The organism is Burkholderia sp. LMG 13014 (assembly GCF_905232215.1).
Lineage (GTDB): Bacteria > Pseudomonadota > Gammaproteobacteria > Burkholderiales > Burkholderiaceae > Burkholderia.
The window spans coordinates 1-1,890 of record NZ_CAJNKE010000864.1 but is presented as its reverse complement, the minus strand read 5'-3'; the positions used below and the strand labels follow the sequence as shown (position 1 = coordinate 1,890).

At 65.5% G+C, this 1,890-nt stretch carries 1 protein-coding gene and 1 pseudogene; both read right to left on the bottom strand.

Features of this window, described 5'->3' with window-relative positions:
• A pseudogene (locus tag JYJ84_RS35560) lies at nt 1-285 on the bottom strand (hypothetical protein); the annotation flags it as partial.
• A 6-nt stretch (nt 286-291) separates the two neighbouring features.
• On the bottom strand, nt 292-1,752 hold the full coding sequence (gene guaB / locus JYJ84_RS35555; RefSeq protein WP_122945685.1) for an IMP dehydrogenase: 1,461 nt from the start codon (nt 1,750-1,752) through the stop codon (nt 292-294).
• Nucleotides 1,753-1,890 lie beyond the last annotated feature (138 nt).

Sequence of the window (1,890 nt, the reverse complement as noted above, 5' to 3'; positions counted from 1 at the left end):
GGTGCCGATCGACCAGACGATCGTCAGCACGCCGGTCAGCCAGTACACGTGGCCGACCGACCGCGCGACGGGCGCGGTGAGATCCCCGTTGAACGCTGCATGAAACGCGAGCCACGCGAGCCCGAGCAGCGCGATGCCGAACGCCTGGCCGAGCATCGCCGGCTGGACGCTTGCCAGTTGCAACGCGTTGAACAGCGACTGCCAGGGCGTCAGCACGAACAGCACGCCGAACGCCAGCAGCAGCACGGCATCGATGATCAACACGGCTCGCAGCAGCGGTTTCATCGGCGATCAGTCCACGTGGTAGTTCGGCGCTTCCTTCGTGATCTGCACGTCGTGCACGTGCGACTCGCGCATGCCCGCCGCGGTGATCTGGACGAATTCGGCCTTGTCGTGCAGCTCGTCGATCGTCTTGCAGCCGCAGTAGCCCATGCTCGCGCGCACGCCGCCGACCAGCTGGAACAGGATCGCGTTGACCGAACCCTTGTACGCGACTCGACCTTCGATGCCTTCCGGCACGAGCTTGTCGATGTTCGCCGAGTTGTCCTGGAAGTAGCGGTCTGCCGCGCCGTCCTTCATCGCACCGACCGAGCCCATGCCGCGGTACGACTTGTACTGGCGACCCTGGTACAGGAACACGTCGCCCGGCGCCTCTTCGGTGCCCGCGAACATGCTGCCCATCATCACCGCGTTCGCGCCGGCCGCGAGGGCCTTCGACACGTCGCCCGAGAAGCGCACGCCGCCGTCGGCGATGCACGGCACGCCCGTGCCCTTCAGCGCTTCCGCGACATTCGCGATCGCGCTGATCTGCGGCACGCCGACACCGGCGACGATCCGCGTCGTGCAGATCGAGCCCGGGCCGATACCGACCTTGACCGCATCTGCGCCGTATTCGACGAGCGCCTTCGCGGCGGCGGCCGTCGCGATGTTGCCGCCGATCACCTCGACGTGCGGGTAGTTCTGCTTGACCCAGCGCACGCGCTCGAGCACGCCCTTGCTGTGGCCGTGTGCGGTATCGACGACGATCACGTCGACGCCGGCCTGCACCAGCAGCTCGACGCGCTCTTCGTTGTCGGGACCGACGCCGACCGCCGCGCCTGCGCGCAGCTTGCCGTGTTCGTCCTTGCACGCGTCCGGATGCTCGGTCTGCTTCGTGATGTCCTTGACGGTCATCAGGCCGCGCAGTTCGAATGCGTCGTTGACGACCAGCACGCGCTCGAGGCGGTGGCTGTGCATCAGCGCCTTCGCTTCGGCGAGCGGCGTGCCTTCCTTGACCGTGACGAGGCGCTCGCGCGGCGTCATGATCGACTTGACCGGCTCATCGAGGCGGGTTTCGAAACGCAGGTCGCGGTTCGTGACGATGCCGACGAGCTGCGGGCCTTCGACGACCGGGAAGCCCGAGATGCCATGCTGGCGCGACAGCGCGATCACGTCGCGCACCTTCATTTGCGGCGGCACCGTGATCGGATCGCGGACAACGCCCGATTCGAAACGCTTGACCTTCGCGACCTCGCGGGCCTGTTCGGCCGGCGTCAGGTTCTTGTGGACGATACCGACGCCACCCTGCTGAGCCATCGCGATCGCGAGGCGACCTTCGGTGACCGTGTCCATCGCGGCGGACACGAGCGGCATGTTCAGGGAGATATTGCGGGTCAGCTTGGTCTTGAGGCTGGTGTCGCGCGGGAGAACGTCGGAGAAGGCGGGAACGAGGAGCACGTCATCGAAAGTGAGTGCTTTTTGGATCAGACGCATGGCAAATCCTATGGGCGCAAAAGCGAATTATACGCGAAGCGCTGCGAATTTTCACAACACGAACAACGGCTTAGCCGCTTTCCTCCGTTCGGGGGCCGAATCGTTCGGTTCGCCGTTCGGTTCGTTTTCGATCGCCTT